General features: G+C 61.4%; 19 protein-coding genes. 14 read left to right on the top strand and 5 right to left on the bottom strand.

Annotated features, from left to right (window positions below):
* Positions 1–46: 46 nt before the first annotated feature.
* Positions 47–1,732 (bottom strand): lactate permease LctP family transporter, encoded by a 1,686-nt coding sequence (locus tag ACT9T4_RS05615; protein ID WP_042554987.1) that lies wholly within the window; start codon positions 1,730–1,732, stop codon positions 47–49.
* A gap of 300 nt (positions 1,733–2,032) precedes the next feature.
* Between ACT9T4_RS05615 and ACT9T4_RS05610 the strand changes: the two genes are divergently transcribed.
* The gene (locus ACT9T4_RS05610; protein WP_499115923.1) at positions 2,033–2,800 is read left to right on the top strand and encodes a GntR family transcriptional regulator; all 768 of its coding nucleotides are present in this window, start codon (positions 2,033–2,035) and stop codon (positions 2,798–2,800) included.
* Between the two features lie 228 nt (positions 2,801–3,028).
* Here ACT9T4_RS05610 and smpB read toward each other — a convergent pair whose 3' ends face one another.
* Positions 3,029–3,511, bottom strand: coding sequence for an SsrA-binding protein SmpB (gene smpB / locus ACT9T4_RS05605; protein WP_042554876.1), 483 nt, complete (start codon positions 3,509–3,511; stop codon positions 3,029–3,031).
* A 213-nt stretch (positions 3,512–3,724) separates the two neighbouring features.
* On the opposite strand from smpB, the gene ACT9T4_RS05600 reads away from it, so the two are divergent.
* Together ACT9T4_RS05600 and ACT9T4_RS05595 are read left to right on the top strand one after the other, a co-directional pair.
* On the top strand, positions 3,725–4,162 hold the full coding sequence (locus ACT9T4_RS05600) for a type II toxin-antitoxin system RatA family toxin (protein WP_042554877.1): 438 nt from the start codon (positions 3,725–3,727) through the stop codon (positions 4,160–4,162).
* Entirely contained in the window at positions 4,152–4,481 is a 330-nt protein-coding gene (locus ACT9T4_RS05595; RefSeq protein ID WP_499115922.1) for an RnfH family protein, read from the top strand. Before ACT9T4_RS05600 ends, ACT9T4_RS05595 begins: the two co-directional genes overlap by 11 nt.
* A gap of 87 nt (positions 4,482–4,568) precedes the next feature.
* On the opposite strand, the gene ACT9T4_RS05590 is transcribed toward ACT9T4_RS05595, so the two are convergent.
* A complete protein-coding gene (locus ACT9T4_RS05590) occupies positions 4,569–5,078 on the bottom strand; it encodes an outer membrane protein assembly factor BamE (protein WP_042554879.1) in 510 nt (169 codons plus the stop codon).
* 96 nt (positions 5,079–5,174) lie between these two features.
* On the opposite strand from ACT9T4_RS05590, the gene fur reads away from it, so the two are divergent.
* Positions 5,175–5,588 carry a ferric iron uptake transcriptional regulator gene (fur, locus tag ACT9T4_RS05585; protein ID WP_042554880.1) on the top strand — a complete coding sequence of 138 codons (414 nt, stop codon included), beginning with the start codon at positions 5,175–5,177 and terminating at the stop codon, positions 5,586–5,588.
* Positions 5,589–5,657: 69 nt separating this feature from the next.
* On the opposite strand, the gene recN is transcribed toward fur, so the two are convergent.
* Positions 5,658–7,331, bottom strand: coding sequence for a DNA repair protein RecN (recN, locus tag ACT9T4_RS05580; RefSeq protein WP_042554881.1), 1,674 nt, complete (start codon positions 7,329–7,331; stop codon positions 5,658–5,660).
* 177 nt (positions 7,332–7,508) lie between these two features.
* Here recN and grpE point away from each other — a divergent pair, with 177 nt between their 5' ends.
* From grpE to ACT9T4_RS05540, 8 genes are all read left to right on the top strand, one after another.
* Positions 7,509–8,075 (top strand): nucleotide exchange factor GrpE, encoded by a 567-nt coding sequence (grpE, locus tag ACT9T4_RS05575; RefSeq protein WP_042554882.1) that lies wholly within the window; start codon positions 7,509–7,511, stop codon positions 8,073–8,075.
* A gap of 99 nt (positions 8,076–8,174) precedes the next feature.
* The gene (gene dnaK, locus ACT9T4_RS05570; protein WP_042554883.1) at positions 8,175–10,097 is read left to right on the top strand and encodes a molecular chaperone DnaK; all 1,923 of its coding nucleotides are present in this window, start codon (positions 8,175–8,177) and stop codon (positions 10,095–10,097) included.
* 123 nt (positions 10,098–10,220) lie between these two features.
* Positions 10,221–11,348 (top strand): molecular chaperone DnaJ, encoded by a 1,128-nt coding sequence (gene dnaJ, locus ACT9T4_RS05565; protein ID WP_042554884.1) that lies wholly within the window; start codon positions 10,221–10,223, stop codon positions 11,346–11,348.
* A gap of 83 nt (positions 11,349–11,431) precedes the next feature.
* A complete protein-coding gene (gene dapB, locus ACT9T4_RS05560) occupies positions 11,432–12,232 on the top strand; it encodes a 4-hydroxy-tetrahydrodipicolinate reductase (RefSeq protein ID WP_499115918.1) in 801 nt (266 codons plus the stop codon).
* Positions 12,233–12,513: 281 nt separating this feature from the next.
* Entirely contained in the window at positions 12,514–13,650 is a 1,137-nt protein-coding gene (gene carA / locus ACT9T4_RS05555) for a glutamine-hydrolyzing carbamoyl-phosphate synthase small subunit (protein ID WP_179539951.1), read from the top strand.
* Positions 13,651–13,825: 175 nt separating this feature from the next.
* On the top strand, positions 13,826–17,047 hold the full coding sequence (carB, locus tag ACT9T4_RS05550) for a carbamoyl-phosphate synthase large subunit (protein ID WP_042554887.1): 3,222 nt from the start codon (positions 13,826–13,828) through the stop codon (positions 17,045–17,047).
* Entirely contained in the window at positions 17,044–17,520 is a 477-nt protein-coding gene (greA, locus tag ACT9T4_RS05545) for a transcription elongation factor GreA (protein WP_042554888.1), read from the top strand. The genes carB and greA overlap by 4 nt, the downstream gene beginning before the upstream one ends.
* Entirely contained in the window at positions 17,498–17,950 is a 453-nt protein-coding gene (locus tag ACT9T4_RS05540) for a DUF4149 domain-containing protein (protein ID WP_499115915.1), read from the top strand. The genes greA and ACT9T4_RS05540 overlap by 23 nt, the downstream gene beginning before the upstream one ends.
* 9 nt (positions 17,951–17,959) lie before the next feature.
* Here ACT9T4_RS05540 and yhbY read toward each other — a convergent pair whose 3' ends face one another.
* Entirely contained in the window at positions 17,960–18,271 is a 312-nt protein-coding gene (gene yhbY, locus ACT9T4_RS05535) for a ribosome assembly RNA-binding protein YhbY (protein WP_042554890.1), read from the bottom strand.
* Positions 18,272–18,369: 98 nt separating this feature from the next.
* Here yhbY and rlmE point away from each other — a divergent pair, with 98 nt between their 5' ends.
* Entirely contained in the window at positions 18,370–19,002 is a 633-nt protein-coding gene (rlmE, locus tag ACT9T4_RS05530) for a 23S rRNA (uridine(2552)-2'-O)-methyltransferase RlmE (RefSeq protein WP_042554891.1), read from the top strand.
* 187 nt (positions 19,003–19,189) lie between these two features.
* Positions 19,190–21,106, top strand: a complete 1,917-nt coding sequence (ftsH, locus tag ACT9T4_RS05525) for an ATP-dependent zinc metalloprotease FtsH (RefSeq protein ID WP_042554892.1) — start codon at positions 19,190–19,192, stop codon at positions 21,104–21,106.
* Positions 21,107–21,111 lie beyond the last annotated feature (5 nt).

Below are 21,111 nucleotides of genomic sequence, written 5' to 3'. Positions count from 1 at the left end.
GTTCCAGAGGATAGGGCAGCACGCCATGTGCTGCCCTGTGCGCGACTCAGTGGACGATCATGCCGGTCAGCCAGTAGGCCTGAGCCAGTGTGATCAGGCCGACGAAGGTGGCGAAGATCAGGCTGTGCTTGAGGGTGAAGCGGAACAGATCGGACTCCTTGCCGACCATGCCGGTCGCAGCGCAAGCCACGGCGATGGACTGCGGCGAGATCATCTTGCCGGTCACGCCACCGCTGGTATTGGCAGCCACCAGCAGGGTGTCGCTGACGCCGATCTGGTGCGCCGTGGTGGCTTGCAGCGAGCCGAACAAGGCGTTGGAGGACGTGTCCGAGCCGGTCAGGAACACCCCCAGCCAGCCGAGGAAGGGCGAGAAGAACGGGAATGCCGCACCGGTGCCGGCAAGTACCAGCGCCATGGTGGTCGACATGCCCGAATAGTTGGTGACGAACGCGAACGCCAGCACCATGCCGATGGACAGGATAGGCCAGCGCAACTCGTAGAAAGTTTCTTTCAGTGTGGTAAGACCAATTCTGAAATTGATCTTCAACACCAGCATCGATAGCACCGCCGACAGGAAGATGGCCGTACCGGTAGCCGACACCGGATCGAGCTTGAACACCGCCGCGATGGGGGTTGGATTGGCAACGATCGGGGCGACCTTGATCACCAGTTGATCCAGGTACGGGATTGGCAGCATGAACACCAGGTTGTCCAGCGCGCCACCTGGGGCGAACAGTGCCTTGAAGGGTTTCAGGGTCCACACCGTGACCATGGCGGTGAGGATCAGGAAGGGCGACCAGGCCTTGAGGATCTCGCCCAGGCTGTAGGGCGATGGCGTGGTGCTGCGTACGCCGCCGAACCCGCCAGCCACTGCTGCACCACCGGAAACGCCAGCGATCTGGCTGGCGGCGGCCCGCCTGGGCTGCCAGACCTTGAGGAACAGGGTCAGGCACACCAGGCTGACCAGTGCCGAGGTGATGTCCGGCAGTTCAGGGCCGATGTAGTTGGAGGTGTAGTACTGGGTGATGGCGAAGCTCACGCCAGCGACCAGCGCCGCCGGCCAGGTTTCCCTGATGCCTTTCCAGCCATCCATCATCGCCACCAGCCAGAACGGCACTATGATCGACAGCAGTGGCAGTTGGCGACCGGTCATGGCGCCGATCTTGAAGGCGTCGATGCCGGTGACCTGGCCAGCGACGATGATCGGAATGCCCAGGGCGCCAAAGGCCACCGGTGCGGTATTGGCGATCAGGCACAAGCCAGCGGCGTAGAGCGGGTTGAAGCCCAGGCCGACCAGTAGGGCAGCGGTGATGGCCACCGGTGCGCCGAAGCCGGCGGCACCTTCGAGGAATGCACCGAAGGAGAACCCGATCAGCAGCACCTGCAGACGCTGGTCGTCGGTGATCGACAATACCGAGCTGCGGATGACTTCGAACTGGCCGCTCTTGACCGTCAGTTTGTACAGGAACACGGCAGCGACGATGATCCAGGCGATGGGCCAGAGGCCGTAGGCGAAGCCGTAAGCGGCAGCGGCCAGGGCCTTGTCTACCGGCATGCCGAATGCGGCGATGGCGATGATCACCGAGAGTCCCAGGGTGATGCTGCCCGCCACGTGGCCCTTCATGCGGAAGACGGCCAGGGCGAGAAAAAAGAAAATGATCGGAACGACCGCCGCCAGCGCGGACAGGCCGAGGCTGCCGAGCGGGGTGTACAACTGTTGCCATGTTTGCATGGTGAAGGCTCGCTGATTGTTGTTGGTATCGCCGGGTCGCAAGCTGCCATTGGTTATCGGTGACGGCAGGTGTGGCGCTGCAACCGGATCGTTATTATTGGTAAGACCAATTTACAAAAGAGGCGAGCCAGGATAATTTCTTTCCTTCGGGTGCGTCAATTTGTGTCGCTGCTACTTTGGTAGAAGGCGCGCTCCAAGCGTTGAGCTTGTGATGACGCAGGGCTCTGGTTAGGCTGCACAGGTTTCCTGGCGGGCAGCCGATCTGCCGCCGTCTTCGCGATGCAATGGAGCATTGAACGCATGAATTTTGGTCCGTTGCGGCAGAGGCGTTTGTCAGACGACATCGTCGAGCGTCTCGAAGCGATGATCCTCGAGGGCACCCTGAAGGCCGGTGAGCGGCTGCCTGCAGAGCGCGTGCTCGCCGAGCAGTTCGGTGTCTCCCGCCCCTCACTGCGTGAAGCCATCCAGAAGCTCGCCACCAAAGGCTTGCTGAGTAGTCGGCAAGGTGGCGGCACCTACATTTGCGAGAACCTTGGATCGACCTTCAGTGATCCGCTCATGCACCTGCTGGAAAGCAATGCCGACGCTCAGCGCGACCTCCTCGAGTTCCGGCATACCCTGGAGGGCTCCTGCGCGTATTACGCGGCGTTGCGTGCTACCGATGTGGATCGCCAGCGGCTGAGTGGCGCGTTCGAACGTCTGCAGGATTGCTATGGGCGTGCTGGTGAAGTGACGCGTGCCGAGGAGGGGGCGGCCGACGCCAGCTTCCATCTGGCCATCGCAGAGGCCAGCCACAATGCCGTGCTGCTGCACACCATTCGGGGCCTGTTCGACCTGCTCAAGCGCAACGTGGTGACCAATATAGGCGGCATGTATGCCCTGCGCGGGGAAACCCGCGGCATGCTCAATGCCCAGCACCGGGCGCTTTACGAAGCGATCATCGAGGGGCGGGCCGAAGAGGCGCGAGCCCTTTCGAACCGGCATATCGATTACGTTCAGGAGGTCCTGGCCGACGTGCTGCAGCAGGAAGTCCGCGAGCAGCGCGCGCAGCGGCGCCAGGGGCTCTAGGGCGCATCATCCCCGGGGGGCGGTAGCGTTTCGCGCTCGTGGGGTTGGTGGCGCGAGGCGTCTAAGGCAAGTCGTCACTGTTATCCGGGCGCCATCTAACCCACCAGGCGATATCGGCCATGTGCCGGCAGGTGATGGGGCGTATAAAGCGGCGGATGGGTGGGGATGACCCACCCGGCAAGCCGTGCGGGTGGGTCGACAAGGCGGTACCGCAGCTCGGCGCTGCGCTTACTCGTCTTTGCCCTTGCTGCGCATGGCGCGCTGCACTTCGCGGTCGGCGTCGCGTTCTTTCTCGGTGTGGCGCTTGTCGAAATCCTTCTTGCCCTTGGCCAGGGCGATTTCGCACTTCACCAAGTGCTGCTTCCAGTACAGCGACAGGGCCACGCAGGTGTAGCCTTTCTGCTGAACCGAACCGAACAGCTTTTCCAGCTCGCGCTTGTTCAGCAGCAGCTTTCGCGTACGCGTCGGGTCGGCGATAACGTGGGTGCTGGCGGTTTTCAGCGGCGTGATGTGGCAGCCCATCAGCCAGGCTTCGTCGTCCTTGAGCAGCACGTAGCTGTCGACCAGCTGGGCCTTGCCGGCGCGCAGACTTTTCACTTCCCAGCCGGCCAGAGCCAGGCCGGCCTCGAAGCGGGACTCGACGAAGTAGTCGTGCATCGCCTTCTTGTTCTGGGCGATGCTGCCTTGCGGATGTTTCGTTTGTTTAGCCATAGGCGGCGCATTATATGGAGTATGACGTCGGTGCGCCATTGATCCTCATGCTTCTCACGCTAAAAGTGCTGCGTCAGCAGTGCGCTTGAGCCCTCAGGATGAATCCTCGACAATATGTGCACTTCTCGTCTTGCGGTCGATGCTCGTCGGTATGCCGTATCGCCCTGTGGCAGCGCTGTAATGCGATGCCACCAACCGTGGAAACCTATTGTTATGAGCACTCACATTCAACGCTCGGCCTTGCTGCCCTATCCGGCGCAGGCGCTGTATGACCTGGTCAACGATGTCGCGCGCTACCCGGAGTTTCTGCCCTGGTGTGCATCGAGCGAAGTACTCGAGGTCAGTGATACGCACATGCGTGCCAGTCTGGAAGTGGCCAAGGCCGGGCTGAGCCAGCGTTTTACCACCCGCAATGTGCTGGTGCCAGGACAGTCCATCGAGCTGAATTTGGAAAGCGGGCCCTTCGAGCATTTCCATGGGCAGTGGGTATTCAAGGCGCTGGGCGAAAAGGCCTGCAAGATCAGTCTCGATCTGACCTTCGATTACGCAGGCCCGATCGTACGCGCGGCCCTCGGCCCGCTGTTCAATCAGGCGGCCAACACCATGGTCGACGCATTCTGTCAGCGTGCCAAGCAACTCCATGGCCAGTGATCGAGTGTCGGTGGAAGTTGTCTTCGCCGCGCCTGACAGGCAATTTCTTCTAACTCTGCAGCTGCCAGCCGGCAGTACGGTGCGTCAGGCTGCGCTGCAGTCGGGCTTGCACGAGCATGTTGCCGATCTGGATCTGGCGGGTGCGCCCCTGGGGATATTTGGCAAGGCGGTGGCGTCGCCCGAGACTCGCTTGCTGGAAGAGGGGGATCGCGTCGAGATCTATCGTCCGCTGCTCGCCGATCCCAAAGACGTACGCAAGCGTCGAGCAGCTCAGGCTGTCGAGCGGGCAAAACTGGCGCAAGACCGTAACGGGCGTTGAGCTGGGCGAGCAGGCAGTGGATGCCGCAGTTTCGTTCGAGCAATAAAAAGCCCCGGCACTGGCCAGGGCTTTTTCATACGGGAGCACTTACTGGGGGGAGGTTTCCAGTGGCTCCGGCGTCGGTACCGGTACGGTTTCGACGTTATCCACATCACGCTGGATCTGTTCGAGCAGCGAGCCAGGGGCTGCAGGTTCATCCTGCTGCTCGGTCGGCGCAGTCTGCGGAGCGCCGTCACGGCCGAGGATCGCGTCATCACGGCTGACGCCTGGCATGAAGTCACCGGACAGGCCGACCAGCTGGTCGTCGCCGTTGAACACGACGCTTACGCGCTCTTGCTGACGCTGGCTGCCGCCAGCCTGCATGCTGTACAGGTAATCCCAGCGGTTGGCGTGGAAGGTGTCGGTCAGCAGGGGATTGCCCATGATAAACCGCACTTGGCGTCGGGTCATTCCCGGCCTCAACTGGTCTATCATGTCCTGCGTGACGACATTGCCCTGTTGGATGTCGATTTTATAAACCCCGGGGAATGAGCAACCGGCGAGTGCGATGAGCCCCATGAACATGAGGCTGGTCAGCAGGAGTTTGGTTTTTTGCATCGGTGGGCGTCTTCCACTATCTTGGCTGGGCAACGTAAACCCCGATCATACCCGCAATAAGGGAAGCTGCGAAGCGCTTCCGCGAGAAAGCAGACCATGGTTGAAAATAGCGAACTCCGCAAAGCTGGCCTGAAAGTGACCCTGCCACGGGTCAAAATCCTGCAGATGCTCGACTCTGCCGAGCAGCGTCACATGAGTGCAGAGGATGTTTACAAGTCCCTGATGGACGCCGGTGAAGATGTCGGTCTGGCCACTGTTTACCGGGTTCTGACCCAGTTCGAAGCGGCCGGCCTGGTGGTACGCCACAACTTCGACGGCGGCCATGCCGTATTCGAATTGGCCGACGGTGGTCACCACGATCACATGGTGTGCGTGGATACCGGCGACGTGATCGAGTTCTTCGATGCCGAAATCGAAAAGCGTCAGAAAGAAATCGTTCGTGAGCACGGTTTCGAGCTGGTTGATCACAATCTGGTTCTGTACGTGCGCACCACTGGCGTTAAAAAGTAAGTACGACCCGTAGTGAAAAAGGCGACCCTGGGTCGCCTTTTTCATGCCTGTAATAAAGTGTTGCGAATACTAGCTCTGCGCGTTGCTGACCAGCTTGCGGGCGTGGGCCAGCGACTCTTCGGTAAGGTCGATGCCGCCGAGCATGCGGGCGATCTCTTCAACGCGTTGGGCGTCGCTCAGCTTGCTGACCGCGGTGCGGGTCGCGTTGTTGCCGCGCACCTTGTGTACGAACAGGTGTTGGTGGCCCTGGGCGGCGACCTGCGGCAGGTGGGTGACGGTAAGTACCTGGCCACGGTTGCCCAGACGGCGCAGCAGTTGACCCACGACTTCGGCGGTAGGTCCGCCGATACCGACGTCCACTTCATCGAATACCAGCGTCGGTACCCGTGAGGTCTGCGCGGTGATCACTTGGATTGCCAGGCTGATACGCGAAAGCTCGCCACCCGAGGCCACCTTGGCCAGTGCCTTGATCGGTTGGCCCGGGTTGGCACTGACCAGAAACTCCACCTGCTCGAGACCATTGGCGTTCGGTTCGCTGCTGATGTTTTCCTGCAGTTGAATGCTGAAGCGACCGCCGGGCATGCCCAGTGTCTGCATTTCCTTTTCCACCGCCTTGCTCAGTTTGCCTGCCGCTTTGTGTCGGCGGGCGCTCAGTTCGGCAGCCTTCTCCTGATAGTGTCGGCCATAGGAAGCCAGCTCCTCGCTCAGGCGCTCGGTGGCCTGGTCATCGGCATTCAGGCCTTCCAGCTCGTCGAACAACTGCTGCTGCATGGCGGGCAGTTCGCTGGGGTGAATGCGATGCTTGCGCGCCAGTGTATAGATGGTGTCCAGGCGCTCTTCCAGTTGTTGCTGGCGCTGCGGGTCGGCCTCGAAATGGTCGAGAAAACGATTCAACTCACCCACCGCCTCTTCGACCTGAATCTGTGCGCTGGCGAGCAGGTTGGCGGCTTCGTTGAGCGCGCCCGGTTGGCCTTGCACGCCGCTGAGTCGGCTCAGGCTATTGGTCAGGGCGGACAGCACGTTGCCGGCATCGCTCTCGCTGCATTGCTCGATGACCTGGCGGCAGGCGGCGAGCAAGCCTTCGGCGTTGGTCAGGGCCTTGTGGTCCTGTTCGAGCTGCTCCAGCTCGTTGTCGCCTAGCCCAAGGTTCTCCAGCTCTTCCAGCTGATAACTGAGCAGTTGATGGCGCGCACGCTGTTCATCGCCCTGTGAGGCGAGGCGTTCGAGTTCGCTGCGTGTCTGCTTCCAGCGCTGTGCGGCCAGGTGCACCTGGCGGGCCAGTTCCTGGGCGTTGGCGTATTCGTCGAGCAGGCGGCGATGGGTGTCGGCCTTGAGCAGCGACTGGTGTTCATGCTGGCTGTGGATGTCGATCAGCAGCTCGCCCAGCGCCTTGAGGTCACCGAGCGGGCAGGGGGTGCCGTTGATGTAGCCCCGCGAGCGGCCTTCGGCGGTGATCACGCGGCGCAAGATGCAGGGGCCGTCGGTGTCCAGGTCGCGCTCGGCGAGCCAGTCGTGGGCTTCGGGAATGTCGCCCAGGTCGAAGCTGGCGAGAATGTCGGCCTTGTCGGCACCTGGTCTCACTACGCCGCTGTCCGCGCGATCGCCCAGGGTCAGGCCGAGGGCGTCGAGCATGATCGATTTGCCAGCGCCGGTTTCGCCGCTGATGACGCTCATTCCGCGATCCAGTTCCAGATCGAGGTGTTCGACGATGGCGTAATTGTGTACGGACAGGTGCACCAGCATGGCGTGGCCTCCCAGAATTTTGTCTGGTTATTTATACAGTGTTTTGTCTGTGAGTGGCAATCCTGTGTCCTCTGTCGTGCAGTGATGTGGTTGCGCCCCTTGAAACCCTACGAATCGTCCTTATATAGGCGGCAGACGCGCGAGTTGAGGCTCGTCGATTATTCAGAGGAGAAGTGCATGGCTGACGAACAGAACCTGGATCCGCAGACTCCCGAGGCCGAAGCGAATGACGCTGCGCCGAGTGATGACCTGGCTGCTCGCGTGCAAGCGCTCGAAGAGCAACTGGCGGCTGCGCAGGATCAGTCGCTGCGCATGGCTGCCGATCTGCAGAACGTGCGCCGCCGCGCTGAGCAGGATGTCGAGAAGGCGCACAAGTTCGCCCTCGAGAAATTCGCCAACGACCTGTTGCCGGTGGTCGATAGCCTGGAGCGTGGTCTCGAGCTGTCCAGTGCCGATGACGAATCGATCAAGGCGGTGCGCGAGGGCATGGAGCTGACGCTCAAGTTGCTGCTCGATACCCTCAAGCGTCATCAGTTGGAAGCCATCGACCCGCATGGTGCGCCGTTCAATCCGGAGCACCATCAGGCCATGGCCCTGCAAGAGAGCACCAACGTCGAGCCCAACAGCGTGCTCAAGGTGTTCCAGAAGGGCTACATGCTCAACGGTCGCCTGCTGCGTCCGGCCATGGTCGTGGTCAGCAAGGCACCGGCCGAGACTCCGCCGTCCATCGACGAACAGGCTTGAAATCGGCGGGCGAGCCCCCATTTATTAAGTCAAGCGTATTAGTGCTACCGCAGCGGTCACGACAGCGCTGCGGATATATCAAAGTTTCGGGAGAGTGAAATGGGCAAAATTATCGGTATCGACCTGGGGACCACCAACTCCTGCGTCTCCATTCTTGAAAACGGCAACGTCAAGGTCATCGAGAACGCCGAAGGCGCGCGTACCACGCCGTCGATCATCGCTTACGCCAACGATGGCGAGATCCTGGTCGGCCAGTCCGCCAAGCGTCAGGCCGTGACCAACCCTCACAACACCCTGTATGCGGTGAAGCGCCTGATCGGCCGTCGTTTCGACGAAGAAGTCGTACAGAAAGACATCCAGATGGTCCCGTACAAGATCGCCAAGGCGGACAACGGTGACGCCTGGGTCGAGGTCAATGGCCAGAAGATGGCACCGCCGCAGATCTCGGCTGAAATTCTCAAGAAGATGAAGAAGACCGCCGAAGACTATCTCGGCGAAGCGGTCACCGAAGCGGTCATCACCGTTCCGGCCTACTTCAACGACAGCCAGCGCCAGGCAACCAAGGATGCCGGCCGCATCGCCGGTCTGGACGTCAAGCGCATCATCAACGAGCCTACCGCGGCTGCGCTGGCCTATGGCATGGACAAGGCCAAGGGCGACCACACCGTGATCGTCTATGACCTGGGCGGCGGTACCTTCGACGTCTCGGTGATCGAGATCGCTGAAGTCGACGGCGAGCACCAGTTCGAAGTACTGGCCACCAACGGTGACACCTTCCTCGGTGGCGAAGACTTCGACATCCGCCTGATCGACTACCTCGTCGACGAGTTCAAGAAAGAAACCGGCATGAACCTCAAGGGCGACCCGCTGGCCATGCAGCGCCTCAAGGAAGCCGCCGAGAAGGCCAAGATCGAGCTGTCCTCGAGCCAGCAGACCGACGTCAACCTGCCGTACATCACTGCAGACGCCACCGGTCCCAAGCACTTGAACGTGAAGATTTCCCGCGCCAAGCTGGAATCGCTGGTCGAAGATCTGGTACAGCGCACCATCGAGCCGTGCCGCATCGCCTTGAAAGACGCCGGCATCGACGTCGGTTCGATCAACGACGTGATCCTGGTCGGCGGTCAGACCCGCATGCCGCTGGTGCAGAAGCTGGTTACCGAGTTCTTCGGCAAGGAAGCACGCAAGGACGTCAACCCGGACGAAGCCGTTGCCATGGGCGCTGCCATTCAGGGCGCGGTACTGGCTGGCGACGTCAAGGACGTGCTGCTGCTGGACGTTTCCCCGCTGACCCTGGGTATCGAAACCATGGGCGGTGTGATGACCGCGCTGATCGAGAAGAACACCACCATCCCGACCAAGAAGTCGCAGGTGTTCTCCACCGCCGACGACAACCAGAGCGCGGTGACCATTCACGTGCTGCAGGGTGAGCGCAAGCAGGCCGGTCAGAACAAGTCCCTGGGCAAGTTCGACCTGGCCGAGATTCCGCCAGCTCCGCGTGGCGTACCGCAGATCGAAGTGACCTTCGATATCGATGCCAACGGCATCCTGCACGTCGGTGCGAAAGACAAGGCGACCGGCAAGACCCAGTCCATCGTGATCAAGGCCAACTCGGGCCTGTCCGATGATGAAATCGAGCGCATGGTGCGTGACGCCGAGGCCAATGCCGAGGAAGACCGCAAATTCGAAGAACTGGCCACCGCCCGTAACCAGGGCGACCAGCTGGTTCACGCCACACGCAAGATGCTCACCGAAGCGGGCGACAAGGCCACTGCGGACGAGAAAGCGGCCATCGAAACGGCCCTCGGCGAGCTGGAAGTTGCCGTCAAGGGTGACGACAAGGCGGCCATCGAAGCGAAGATGAATGCCCTGTCCGAGGCAACCACGCCACTGGCGCAGAAAATGTATGCCGAACAGCCGCAGCCAGGTGCTGCCGGTGCGGCGGCGGATGCCGGTGAAACCAAGGGCTCTGCGGACGACGTTGTCGACGCCGAGTTCGAGGAAGTCAAGGACAACAAGTAAGCCCCGGCTTGCCTGTGTTTGCGCCCTGCCGCACTACTGTGCGCCAGGGCGATCCGCCGCGCGGGGGCTTGCTCCCGCGTTGGCGTGTCTGGACGGTACGAATTTTGAGAGTGTTAGAAATCCATGTCTAAACGTGACTACTACGAAGTGCTCGGGGTCGAGCGCGGTGCCAGCGAGGCGGAGCTGAAGAAGGCCTACCGCCGCCTGGCGATGAAGCATCACCCCGATCGCAACCCCGGCGACAAGGCTGCCGAAGACGCCTTCAAGGAGGCCAACGAGGCCTATGAAGTGCTGTCCGATGCGGGCAAACGCAGCGCTTACGATCAGTACGGTCATGCCGGTGTCGACCCACAAATGGGTGGCGGTGGCGGCTTTGGCGGTGGCAGCGCCAACTTCTCCGATATCTTCGGCGACGTGTTCAGCGATTTCTTCGGTGGCCAGCGTGGCGGTCAGCGCGGCGGTGCGCAGCGCGGCAGCGACCTGCGTTACACCCTGGAGCTGGATCTCGAAGAGGCAGTGCGTGGCACCACGGTGACCATTCGCGTGCCGACTCTGGTCAACTGCAAGGTGTGCGAAGGCTCCGGCGCCAAGAAGGGCACCACTCCGGTCACCTGCACCACGTGCGGAGGCATCGGTCAGGTGCGCATGCAGCAGGGTTTCTTCTCTGTGCAGCAGACCTGCCCGCGCTGCCACGGCAGCGGCAAGATGATCACCGACCCTTGTGGTTCCTGCCACGGTCATGGCCGTGTCGAAGAGCACAAGACGCTGTCGGTCAAGGTACCGGCTGGTGTCGATACCGGTGACCGCATTCGTCTGTCCGGCGAGGGCGAGGCGGGCACCATGGGTGGTCCGGCTGGCGATCTGTATGTGGTCGTCAACGTGCGTGAGCACGCGATCTTCCAGCGCGACGGCAAGCATCTGTACTGCGAAGTACCGATCAGCTTCGCCGATGCAGCGCTGGGCGGCGAGCTGGAAGTGCCGACCCTCGACGGTCGGGTCAAGCTGAAGATCCCGGAAGGCACGCAGACTGGCAAGCTGTTCCGCCTGCGTGGCAAGGGCGTGGCTCCGGTGCGCGGCGGCGGTGCTGGCGACCTGATGTGCAAGGTGGCGGTGGAAACACCGGTCAACCTGGATCGTCGTCAGCGCGAGCTGCTCGACGAGTTCCGTCAGTCCCTGGCGGGCAACAGCTCGCACTCGCCCAAGGCCAATGGCTGGTTCGAAGGCGTCAAGCGCTTCTTCGGCGATCTCTGAAACCAGCCGCACGCTGCAAGTCGGGCGACCAGAAATGGCGTGTCCGGCTCGTAGCTTGAGGCTCGCAGCGTGGAGCTGTTGTTATGCGAATTGCAGTCACAGGCGCCGCCGGGCGCATGGGCAAGAACCTGATCGAAGCCGTGCAGCAAGCCGAAGGTGTCAGCCTCGGCGCGGCGCTGGCACGTCCCGAAAGCACGCTGCTGGGCGCTGATGCCGGCGAGCTGGCCGCGGTCGGCAAGCTGGGTGTGGCCGTTGGCGGCGATCTGCACGGTGTGCTCGATCAATTCGACGTGCTGATCGATTTCACTCACCCCTCGGTGACGCTGAAGAACCTGGAGCTCTGCCGGCAGGCAGGCAAGGCCATGGTCATCGGCACCACCGGTTTCAGTGCTGCTGAAAAGCAGTTGCTGGTCGAGGCGGGCAAGGATATTCCCATCGTCTTCGCCGCCAACTTCAGCGTGGGCGTCAACCTGTGCCTCAACTTGCTCGATACCGCTGCGCGGGTGCTGGGTGACGACGTGGACATCGAGGTCCTCGAGGCTCACCACCGCCACAAGGTCGATGCGCCGTCCGGTACTGCGCTGCGCATGGGGGAGGTCATCGCCAACGCATTGGGGCGTGATCTCGACAAGGTCGCGGTCTACGGGCGTGAAGGTCAGACTGGCGCTCGTGCCCGCGAAACCATCGGGTTCGCCACGGTGCGCGCCGGCGACGTGGTCGGCGATCACACCGTGCTGTTCGCTGCCGATGGCGAGCGTGTGGAAATCACTCACAAGGCTTCCAGTCGCATGACCTTCGCCAAGGGGGCCGTGCGGGCTGCTTCCTGGCTGCGCGGTCGTTCTGTCGGGCTGTACGATATGCAGGACGTGCTGGGTCTGAAGTGACCCGGATCGGGGTGCGCGTCGAGCCCCTTCGGCAAGCGCCAGGGTGGCTCGGGGCGCAGCGATGCGCCTTGTTGCCGGTTCCTTCAGCCCGCCGTGAATCGGATTTCAGGTTTTTGCCTCTCTATGCCTTTCGAAAAACCGGGTTTTCCTGTAAGCTTTTCGCTTTAGTGTGTCCACTAAAAGTTGCGCAGAATGAATCAATCAAAAAAGCGGGATGACCTTCACACGTCATCCCGCTTTTTTACAATCTGCGTTTGCTCCACGATCTACGGGAGGTCTTCTTGAGTAAGCCAGCCATACTCGCCCTTGCTGACGGCAGCATTTTTCGCGGCGAGGCCATCGGGGCCGACGGCCAGACTGTCGGGGAGGTGGTGTTCAACACCGCCATGACCGGCTATCAGGAAATTCTCACCGATCCGTCATACGCCCAACAAATCGTCACGCTGACCTATCCACATATCGGCAATACCGGCACCACGCCGGAAGACGCCGAGTCGGATCGCGTCTGGGCTGCCGGCCTGATCATTCGTGATCTGCCGCTGACCGCCAGCAACTGGCGCAACAAGCAGTCCCTGTCCGATTACCTCAAGGAAAACGGCACCGTCGCCATCGCCGGTATCGACACTCGCCGCCTGACCCGCATCCTGCGCGAGAAAGGTTCGCAGAACGGCTGCATCCTGGTCGGCGCTGACGCCACCGAGGAAAAGGCTCTGGAACTGGCGCGTGGCTTCCCGGGCCTCAAGGGTATGGACCTGGCCAAGGAGGTCAGCTGCAGCGAGCGCTACGAGTGGCGCTCCAGCGTCTGGAACCTCAAGGATGACAGCCATCCCGAGATTGCCGCCAGCGAGCTGCCTTATCACGTCGTCGCCTACGATTACGGCGTCAAGCTGAACATCCTGCGCATGCTGGTCGCTCGTGGCTGCCGCCTTACCGTGGTGCCGGCGCAAACCCCTGCCAAGGATGTACTGGCGCTCAATCCCGATGGGGTGTTCCTGTCCAACGGCCCGGGCGATCCCGAGCCCTGCGATTACGCCATTCAGGCGATCAAGGACGTGCTCGAGACCGATATTCCGGTATTCGGCATCTGCCTTGGCCACCAATTGCTGGCGCTGGCCTCCGGTGCCAAGACCCTGAAAATGGGCCACGGCCACCATGGTGCCAACCACCCGGTGCAGGATCTGGACACTGGCGTGGTGATGATCACCAGCCAGAACCACGGTTTTGCCGTGGATGAGAACAGCCTGCCGAGCAATCTGCGCCCGATCCACAAGTCGCTGTTCGACGGCACCCTGCAAGGCATCGAGCGTACCGACAAGGACGCCTTCAGCTTCCAGGGTCACCCCGAGGCCAGCCCGGGTCCCAACGATGTCGCCCCACTGTTCGACCGCTTCATCGAAGCCATGGCCAAGCGCAAATAGACGAGTCGTCTGGAAAGCGTAGCGAGCGCTGTCTGGGCAAGGCCCCCGGCACGCAACGACGAGACAGTACATGTGTCAGTACGGCGAGCAAGTGAGTACCGCGCAACGCAGCCCAGATAGCGCGCAGTAGCTTTCAAGATGACTCGCCGACTGACCTAAGGATTCGAGAGAGAACATGCCAAAACGTACAGACATCAAAAGTATCCTGATCCTCGGTGCCGGCCCCATCGTCATCGGCCAGGCGTGCGAATTCGACTATTCCGGCGCCCAGGCCTGCAAGGCCCTGCGCGAGGAAGGTTTCCGCGTCATTCTGGTGAACTCCAACCCGGCCACCATCATGACCGACCCGTCGATGGCCGACGCCACCTACATCGAGCCGATCAAATGGGCCACCGTGGCCAAGATCATCGAGAAGGAGCGTCCTGACGCGCTGCTGCCGACCATGGGTGGCCAGACCGCGCTGAACTGCGCCCTGGACCTCGAGCGTCATGGCGTGCTGGAAAAATTCGGCGTCGAGATGATCGGTGCCAATGCCGACACCATCGACAAGGCCGAAGACCGTTCGCGGTTCGACAAGGCGATGAAAGACATCGGCCTTGCCTGCCCGGTTTCGGGCATCGCCCACAGCATGGAAGAAGCCTACGGCGTGCTCGAGAAGGTCGGCTTCCCGTGCATCATCCGTCCGTCCTTCACCATGGGCGGTACCGGTGGTGGCATCGCCTACAACCGTGAAGAATTCGAGGAAATCTGCGCCCGTGGTCTGGACCTGTCGCCGACCCGTGAGCTGCTGATCGACGAATCGCTGATCGGCTGGAAGGAATACGAGATGGAGGTGGTCCGCGACAAGAAGGACAACTGCATCATCGTCTGCGCCATCGAAAACTTCGATCCGATGGGCGTGCACACCGGTGACTCGATCACCGTCGCACCGGCCCAGACCCTGACCGACAAGGAATACCAGATCCTGCGTAACGCCTCTCTGGCGGTGCTGCGCGAGATCGGTGTGGAAACCGGCGGCTCCAACGTGCAGTTCGGCATCTGCCCGGATACCGGTCGTATGGTGGTCATCGAGATGAACCCGCGTGTGTCGCGTTCCTCGGCACTGGCCTCCAAGGCGACCGGTTTCCCCATCGCCAAGATCGCCGCCAAGCTGGCGGTGGGTTACACCCTCGACGAGCTGTCCAACGACATCACCGGTGGTCGTACCCCGGCGTCGTTCGAGCCGGCCATCGATTACGTGGTCACCAAGATCCCGCGCTTCGCCTTCGAGAAATTCCCCAAGGCCGACGCCCGCCTGACCACCCAGATGAAATCCGTCGGTGAAGTCATGGCCATCGGCCGTACCTTCCAGGAATCCCTGCAGAAAGCGCTGCGTGGCCTGGAAGTTGGCGTGTCCGGTTTCGATCCCAAGCTCGACCCGGCCGATCCCGAAGCTGAAAGCACCCTCAAGCGCGAGCTGATCGTGCCGGGCGCGGACCGCATCTGGTACGTCGGCGACGCTTTCCGTGCCGGCAAGACGGTCGAAGAAGTGTTCGAGCTGACGCGCATCGACGAGTGGTTCCTGGTGCAGATCGAAGATCTGATCAAGGACGAGCAGCGCATCCAGACCCTGGGCCTGTCCAGCATCGACCGTGACCTAATGTTCAGCCTCAAGCGCAAAGGCTTCTCCGATGCGCGCCTGGCGGCGTTGCTCGGTGTCACCGAGAAGAACCTGCGCAGCCATCGCCACAAGCTCAAGGTGCTGCCGGTCTACAAGCGTGTGGACACCTGCGCTGCCGAGTTCGCGACCGATACCGCCTACATGTATTCGACCTACGAGGAAGAGTGCGAGGCCAATCCGAGCAGCCGCGACAAGATCATGATCCTCGGCGGCGGCCCGAACCGCATCGGCCAGGGTATCGAGTTCGACTACTGCTGCGTGCACGCCGCGCTGGCCATGCGTGAAGACGGTTACGAGACCATCATGGTCAACTGCAACCCGGAAACCGTCTCCACCGACTACGACACATCCGATCGCCTGTACTTCGAGCCAGTGACCCTGGAAGACGTACTGGAAATCGTCCGCGTCGAGCAGCCCAAGGGTGTGATCGTCCAGTACGGCGGTCAGACGCCGTTGAAACTGTGCCGCGCCCTGGAAGAGGCCGGCGTACCGATCATCGGCACCAGCCCGGACGCCATCGACCGCGCCGAAGACCGCGAGCGTTTCCAGCAGATGGTGCAGCGCCTGGGCCTGCGTCAGCCTGCCAACGCCACCGCCCGTAGCGAAGAAGAGGCGCTGACGCTGTCCAAGAACATCGGTTACCCGATGGTGGTCCGCCCATCCTATGTACTTGGTGGCCGGGCGATGGAAATCGTCTATCAGGAAGAAGAGCTCAAGCGCTACATGCGCGAAGCGGTGAAGGTCTCCAACGACAGCCCGGTTCTGCTCGATCGCTTCCTCAACTGCGCCATCGAAGTCGATATCGATGCGGTGTGCGATGGTGAGCAGGTCGTCATCGGCGCCATCATGCAGCACATCGAACAAGCGGGTGTGCACTCCGGTGACTCCGCCTGCTCGCTGCCACCTTACTCGCTGCCGGCACACATCCAGGACGAGATCCGCGACCAGGTCAAGAAAATGGCCCTGGAGCTCGGCGTCGTCGGCCTGATGAACGTGCAGATGGCCGTGCAGGGTGAAGACATCTACGTGATCGAGGTCAACCCGCGCGCGTCGCGTACCGTGCCGTTCGTGTCCAAGTGCATCGGCGAGTCGCTGGCCAAGGTGGCGGCGCGCGTGATGGCTGGCAAGACGCTGGCAGAAATCGGCTTCACCGAAGAAATCATCCCGCCGTTCTTCAGCGTCAAGGAAGCGGTATTCCCGTTCAACAAGTTCCCGGGCGTTGACCCGATTCTCGGCCCGGAGATGAAGTCCACTGGCGAAGTGATGGGCGTCGGCGACACGTTCGGTGAGGCCTTCGCCAAGGCGCAGCTGGGCGCTAGCGAGATTCTGCCGAACTCCGGCTGTGCGTTCATCAGCGTGCGTGATGATGACAAGCCGCTGGCCGAGCAGGTCGCCCGCGATCTGATCAGCCTGGGCTTCGAGGTCGTCGCCACCTCCGGTACCGCCAAGGTGATCGAGGCTGCCGGTTTGCCGGTACGTCGCGTGAACAAAGTGACCGAAGGCCGTCCGCACGTGGTCGACATGATCAAGAATGACGAGGTCACCCTCATCATCAATACCACCGAAGGTCGTCAGTCCATCGCGGACTCCTACTCCATTCGTCGTAACGCTCTGCAGCACAAGATCGCCTGCACTACCACCATTGCGGCGGGTCAGGCGATTTGCGAGGCGCTGAAGTTCGGCCCCGAGAAGACCGTACGTCGTTTGCAAGACCTGCACGCAGGAATCAAGGCATGAACAAGTACCCCATGACCGTGGAGGGCGCTCGCGCCCTCGAGGAAGAGCTGGCCCACCTGACCAAGGTAGTCCGGCCCAAGCTCAGTCAGGACATCGGCGAAGCACGCGAGCTGGGTGACCTGAAGGAAAACGCCGAGTACCACGCTGCACGCGAGCAGCAGGGCATGGTCGAAGCGCGCGTTCGCGATATCGAAGGCCGTCTGCAGAACGCGGTGGTGATCGATGTGACCACCATCGCCCATACCGGCAAGGTGATCTTCGGTACTACCGTGGAAATCGCCAACGTCGAGACCGATGAAAGCGTGTCCTACCGGATCGTCGGTGAAGACGAAGCCGACATCAAGCAGGGCAAGATTTCCGTCGGTTCGCCCATTGCCCGTGCCCTGATCGGCAAGGAAGAGGGTGACGTGGTGGCGGTGAGCACCCCTAGCGGTCTGATCGAGTACGAGATTGTCGAAGTTCGTCACATCTGACCTGGCGCCGTCCGACATGGCTGCAGGTATCTGGATGCTGCTGCAAACCCTTTGGGTGGGCGGCATCTGGATACTGCACTTCATGGTGGTGCCGGGGCTGTACAGCGTGGGGCTGGCGTCGCTGCTGATCGAAGAGATCGCTGGCGTGCTGATGCCGCAGATGGTGCTCATCACCCTGGTCTGCGTGCTCGTTCAGGCTGGTCTGCTCGTTAGGCTGCGTCGCCTTTCGTCGCTTTGGGGCGAGCGCCGCGGGCAATTTCTGCTCGCGGTGCTGGCAATCGCTTCGGCCTTGCTGGCTTCGCTCGTGCTCTGGCCAGATGCCATTCGCTGGCAGCTGTTCAGCTACTTGCTGCTGGCGTTCTTCGGCCTGCTGCTGGTGCTGCAGCCCGTGCCGCGAACGGTCGCGAAAGCCGACCCGGCGGTCGGCTGATCCGCTGATTCAGCCCTGAAAGCGGCTGATGTTGGACAGGTTGCGATTGGCCTTGGGGTTCTTGCGGTAGATCAGCGCCATTTTTCCGATTACCTGCGCCAGGTCGGCCTTGCTGGCCTTGCACAGCTCATCGATCACCGCCAGGCGGCTTTCGCGCTCGGTGATGCGCAGCTGAATCTTGATCAGTTCATGATCGTTCAGGGCGCGCTCCAGCTCTGCCAATACGCCTTCGGTAACACCGTTATCGGCAACGATCAATACCGGTTTCAGGTGGTGGCCGATAGATTTGAACTGTTTCTTCTGCTCTTGAGTGAGCGGCATAATCTGAACCCTGCGTCTTAATCTGGGGAAAGCGGGCTATTTTAACCGAGCCGCTTGAAGACCGCCCAGTTATTCATTCTGTTCTTCCGAGGTGTTGTGTGGCCCGTTCCAAGACCAGCCAGCGTTGGCTGAAAGAGCATTTCGACGATCCCTACGTCAAAATGGCGCAAAGGGACGGCTACCGTTCACGTGCCAGCTACAAGCTGCTGGAGGTGCAGGAGAAGGATCGCATCCTGCGCCCGGGAATCACCGTGGTCGACCTCGGTGCGGCCCCGGGCGGCTGGTCTCAGGTCACCAGTCGGGTGATCGGCGACAAGGGGCGGCTGATCGCCTCGGACATCCTGGAAATGGACAGCATCCCGGATGTCACCTTCATTCAGGGCGACTTTACCGACGATGCGGTGTTCGCACGCATCCTCGAGGCTATCGACAATCATCCCGTAGACCTTGTGATTTCCGATATGGCCCCCAATATGAGTGGAGTCAGGGAATCGGATCAGCCGCGCGCCATGTACCTGTGCGAGCTGGCGCTGGATCTGGCTACCCGAGTGCTGCGCCCCGGTGGTGATTATCTGATCAAGATTTTCCAGGGCGAAGGTTTCGACGAGTACCACAGGCAGGTTCGTGGTCTGTTCGAGAAGGTGCAGATGCGCAAGCCGCTGTCATCGCGCGGGCGCTCCCGCGAGCAGTACATGCTGGCGCGTGGATTCAAAGGGCAGCGTGAAGAGTAAAACCAAAGGCCTGGTTGTCAGTCCAAGCCGATACGCGCATCGTAACGGGCAGATATCTCATAAAGGGTTACAGACGGTGTCAGCCACGAGCGAGCGTTTGTAGTAAGTTAGATCGGTATATAACTGGTCGTCATGCGAAGCACGCTTCGGCAAGGGGCCTGCTTCAGAGGGTAGCTAATTGAACGACATGGCAAAGAATCTGATCCTGTGGCTGATCATCGCCGCCGTCCTGGTTACGGTGATGAATAATTTCTCCAGCCCGAGCGAGACGAACAAGCTCAATTACTCGGAGTTCATCCAGCAGGTTCAGGATGGTGGGGTCAAGCGCGTAACCGTCGATGGCTACATCATCAGCGGCATGCGTTCCGACGGCACGTCGTTCGAAACCGTGCGCCCGGCGATCCAGGACAATGGCCTGATCAAGGATCTGATGGACAACAATGTCGAGATCGTTGGCAAGCAGCCTGAACAGCAGAGCATCTGGACCCAGTTGCTGGTCGCCAGCTTCCCGATTCTGGTGATCATCGCGGTGTTCATGTTCTTCATGCGCCAGATGCAGGGCGGTGCAGGCGGCAAGGGCGGGCCGATGAGTTTCGGCAAGAGCAAGGCGCGCCTGCTCTCCGAAGACCAGGTCAAGACCACCTTCGCCGACGTCGCGGGCTGCGACGAGGCCAAGGAAGAAGTCAGCGAGCTGGTCGAGTTCCTGCGTGATCCGGGCAAGTTCCAGCGCCTCGGCGGCCGTATCCCTCGCGGCGTGCTGATGGTCGGCTCCCCGGGTACCGGTAAGACCCTGCTGGCCAAGGCCGTTGCCGGCGAAGCCAAGGTGCCGTTCTTCACCATTTCCGGTTCCGACTTCGTGGAAATGTTCGTGGGTGTCGGCGCCTCCCGTGTGCGTGACATGTTCGAGCAAGCCAAGAAACACGCGCCCTGCATCATCTTCATCGACGAGATCGACGCCGTTGGTCGCCATCGTGGCGCCGGCATGGGTGGTGGTCACGACGAGCGCGAGCAGACCCTCAACCAGTTGCTGGTAGAGATGGACGGCTTCGAAATGAACGATGGCATCATCGTCATCGCCGCGACCAACCGTCCGGACGTGCTCGATCCTGCGCTGCTGCGCCCGGGCCGCTTCGACCGTCAGGTGGTCGTCGGTCTGCCGGACATCCGTGGTCGTGAGCAGATCCTCAACGTGCACATGCGCAAGGTGCCGATGGGCGAAGACGTCAAGGCTGCGGTCATTGCCCGTGGTACGCCTGGCTTCTCCGGTGCCGATCTGGCCAACCTGGTCAACGAGGCATCGCTGTTCGCCGCTCGCTCCGGCAAGCGCGTCGTCGAGATGAAAGAGTTCGAACTGGCCAAAGACAAGATCATGATGGGCGCCGAGCGCAAGACCATGGTCATGTCGGACAAGGAGAAGCTCAACACGGCGTTCCACGAGGCGGGTCACGCCATCGTCGGTCGTCTGGTGCCCGAGCATGACCCGGTTTACAAAGTGTCGATCATTCCCCGTGGCCGCGCCCTGGGCGTGACCATGTTCCTGCCGGAAGAGGATCGCTACAGCCTTTCCAAGCGCGCGCTGATCAGCCAGATCTGCTCGCTGTACGGCGGCCGTATCGCGGAAGAAATGACCTTGGGCTTCGACGGTGTCACCACCGGCGCGTCCAACGACATCATGCGCGCCAGCCAGATCGCCCGGAACATGGTCACCAAGTGGGGCCTGTCCGAGAAGCTCGGCCCGCTGCTGTATGCCGAGGAAGAGGGTGAAGTGTTCCTGGGCCGTGGTGGCAGCGGTCAGAGCAGCAACATCTCTGGCGAAACCGCCAAGCTCATCGATCTCGAGGTGCGCAGCATCATCGACCATTGCTACGACACGGCCAAGCGCCTGCTCGAAGAGAATCGCGACAAGCTCGACGCCATGGCCGAAGCACTGATGAAGTACGAGACCATCGATGCCGATCAGATCGACGACATCATGAGCGGTCGCACGCCGCGCGAGCCACGTGACTGGACGGGTGGCGGTAACGATACCGGTACGCCGATAGCCAAGTCGGATGAGGCTGATCGTCCCGAAAAACCAATCGGCGGTCCTGCTGCCGAGCTGTAAGGCTT

Source organism: Pseudomonas sp. SZ40 (assembly GCF_052958135.1).
Note: the sequence above shows the minus strand (reverse complement) of the source record. Positions and strands in the feature narration are given on the sequence as shown.

Coding starts and splice junctions, on each gene's coding strand:
- dapB (WP_499115918.1), top strand. CDS start 11,432: ATGCGAATTGCAGTCACAGGCGCCGCCGGGCGCATGGGCAAGAACCTG.
- ACT9T4_RS05615 (WP_042554987.1), bottom strand. CDS start 1,732: ATGCAAACATGGCAACAGTTGTACACCCCGCTCGGCAGCCTCGGCCTG.
- ACT9T4_RS05595 (WP_499115922.1), top strand. CDS start 4,152: ATGGCCAGTGATCGAGTGTCGGTGGAAGTTGTCTTCGCCGCGCCTGAC.
- carB (WP_042554887.1), top strand. CDS start 13,826: ATGCCAAAACGTACAGACATCAAAAGTATCCTGATCCTCGGTGCCGGC.
- grpE (WP_042554882.1), top strand. CDS start 7,509: ATGGCTGACGAACAGAACCTGGATCCGCAGACTCCCGAGGCCGAAGCG.
- ACT9T4_RS05590 (WP_042554879.1), bottom strand. CDS start 5,078: ATGCAAAAAACCAAACTCCTGCTGACCAGCCTCATGTTCATGGGGCTC.
- fur (WP_042554880.1), top strand. CDS start 5,175: ATGGTTGAAAATAGCGAACTCCGCAAAGCTGGCCTGAAAGTGACCCTG.
- ACT9T4_RS05600 (WP_042554877.1), top strand. CDS start 3,725: ATGAGCACTCACATTCAACGCTCGGCCTTGCTGCCCTATCCGGCGCAG.
- dnaJ (WP_042554884.1), top strand. CDS start 10,221: ATGTCTAAACGTGACTACTACGAAGTGCTCGGGGTCGAGCGCGGTGCC.
- ftsH (WP_042554892.1), top strand. CDS start 19,190: ATGGCAAAGAATCTGATCCTGTGGCTGATCATCGCCGCCGTCCTGGTT.
- ACT9T4_RS05610 (WP_499115923.1), top strand. CDS start 2,033: ATGAATTTTGGTCCGTTGCGGCAGAGGCGTTTGTCAGACGACATCGTC.
- yhbY (WP_042554890.1), bottom strand. CDS start 18,271: ATGCCGCTCACTCAAGAGCAGAAGAAACAGTTCAAATCTATCGGCCAC.
- greA (WP_042554888.1), top strand. CDS start 17,044: ATGAACAAGTACCCCATGACCGTGGAGGGCGCTCGCGCCCTCGAGGAA.
- recN (WP_042554881.1), bottom strand. CDS start 7,331: ATGCTGGTGCACCTGTCCGTACACAATTACGCCATCGTCGAACACCTC.
- smpB (WP_042554876.1), bottom strand. CDS start 3,511: ATGGCTAAACAAACGAAACATCCGCAAGGCAGCATCGCCCAGAACAAG.
- dnaK (WP_042554883.1), top strand. CDS start 8,175: ATGGGCAAAATTATCGGTATCGACCTGGGGACCACCAACTCCTGCGTC.